At 56.9% G+C, this 1618-nt stretch carries 2 protein-coding genes; both read left to right on the forward strand.

Annotation, left to right across the window (positions count from 1 at the left end):
* The coding region (locus DBV10_RS22520) for a HipA domain-containing protein (protein ID WP_148090348.1) at positions 1 to 594 on the forward strand (594 nt) is incomplete at its 5' end.
* A 329-nt stretch (positions 595 to 923) separates the two neighbouring features.
* Positions 924 to 1175 carry an AlpA family transcriptional regulator gene (locus DBV10_RS23415; protein ID WP_124515768.1) on the forward strand — a complete coding sequence of 84 codons (252 nt, stop codon included), beginning with the start codon at positions 924 to 926 and terminating at the stop codon, positions 1173 to 1175.
* Positions 1176 to 1618: the final 443 nt, after the last annotated feature.

The raw sequence follows: 1618 nt of genomic DNA on the forward strand, positions 1-1618 counted from the left end.
TTGCATCGGCACCAACACATGCGTCTGCCGCAGGAAGATTTTTGCCAGGTCGAGGGCTGTTCGCCATTCCGCAAATATGAGAACGACGGCGGCCCAGGGCTCAAGGCGTTGTTTGGCACGCTGCGGCAATCGGTGAATGCTGAAGTCGACATGAAAACGCTGATGGCGGCTCAGGTGTTGTTCTGGTTGCTGCGAGCACCCGATGGCCATGCCAAGAATTTCAGTATCCAGCTTCTGCCACGCGGGCGTTTCCAGTTGACCCCGCTGTACGACGTAATGTCGGTCTATCCGGTGTTGAGCAACGCTCCGAACCAGTGGTCGCCACATGAAATCAAGTTGGCGATGGCCTTGCTCGGCAAGAACCGGCACTACGAGATGCAAGGTATCCAGCGAAGGCACTTCAATAGCACCGTGCAGAAGGTCGGCTATGCCTCGACCGCCGAGCCGATCATCGAAGAAATCCTTGCTCGGACTCCAGCGGCCATCGCCGAAGTGCAAGCCGAATTGCCACAGGACTTTTCACCGCGTGTTCTTGACGCCATCCTGGGCGGGCTTGAGCAGGCGGCCCGAACACTCGGTGGGATGCCGCCGTAAGCGGTAGAAGAGGGGGGTCAAGCGCGCTTGGATGTGGTGTCTCAATAGGTTGTGCATCCGAATGGGTGTGGGAGGCTGGAGTTGCCCCGCTTCGGGATCAAGGAGAAATCCCACCGTATGAACAGCCATGGGAGTATTTGCCCTGGTGCGCTGGGCTGCGCTTGAATGGATGGAATGGGTCGGATGTCCCTGGCACTCTACGGAATCGGCGACAGGTGTCGCTGGACCGGAAAGGGAGTCATATGAGACCAGCAGCACAGACTCGCAAGGAGCGCGGGAATCAACGGGAAGCTGTCGATAGAGAAATCACTGACCGTGCTGCTCAGTTGATGAGGCAGGCGTTGTCGCTGCTGGAGAGTGGTGAGCCGGTACGACGGCTGTCTTTGGAAGATGGAGGCGACGAAGACCGCCTGTTGCGTTTGCCGGAGGTGCTGCGCTTGACGGGAATGTGTCGCTCGGCCCTTTACGATCAAATGGCGCGAGGGCACTTTCCGGGTTCTATCAAGATCGGGCAGCGTGCGACCTCATGGTCAGCCAAGGCAGTACGAAACTGGATAGCGCAGCGTGTGGATGGTTTGTAGCCGATGGGGCAATGTAGAGCTCGCTGACGATGTGGTGATGGCAATCTTGGGTTGCCCTAATTGATCGGTCATGGGGCCGTCTCTACCCACAGTTTTTCACGCGGCAGCTTATGGTGAACACGGTGGGGGAACAAACGGGGGAACAAGTCAAAAAATAAAAAATTGAAATCCAGCTTTCATGCGGGTTTACAGCTTTCATTCAATTGACGCCAGCCCACCACACAAGACACCGCCACACACTGGAAACCCCAGTTTGTGGCGGTTTTTCTTTGCCCTGAAGTGTCTGGTGGTGTCCAGAAAATCGCACCAAATTCGCACGCGAATCGCACCGATCGGCTCTTTACTCCGACGCTCAGTACGGAGTTCCGTCACGCAATTCACGTGGCCAACCAGTCGCTTCAATTCAATTCAAGGCAGGGCCACCCCCGCGCGCTCCAACATGG

The organism is Acidovorax sp. FJL06 (assembly GCF_003852545.1).
In the GTDB taxonomy this organism is placed as follows: domain Bacteria; phylum Pseudomonadota; class Gammaproteobacteria; order Burkholderiales; family Burkholderiaceae_C; genus Acidovorax.